Source organism: Streptomyces corynorhini, from assembly GCF_003346515.1.
Lineage (GTDB): Bacteria > Actinomycetota > Actinomycetes > Streptomycetales > Streptomycetaceae > Streptomyces > Streptomyces corynorhini.
Genome location: NZ_QQNA01000158.1, coordinates 1 through 220 on the forward strand (window position 1 = coordinate 1; position 220 = coordinate 220).

Here is a 220-nt window from a genome sequence, read left to right on the forward strand (position 1 = left end):
GATCTGGGGCGTGGGTGGGGGGAGTTGGGGCGTAGGGTCGCCGTGCGGAGTGCCGGTGGCGGGGGAGCGTCAGGCATCCCCTACTGTGGCCTTTGTCCGCGTTTGTTGGGGAAAGGACCTGATGGACTTGATGGAGCGCACCGTCGTCCGCTGTGCCGAAGGGCATGTGTTCAGCACCGCCACGTTTCCTATGCAGCAGCTCGACGCCGGCCGGATCGGG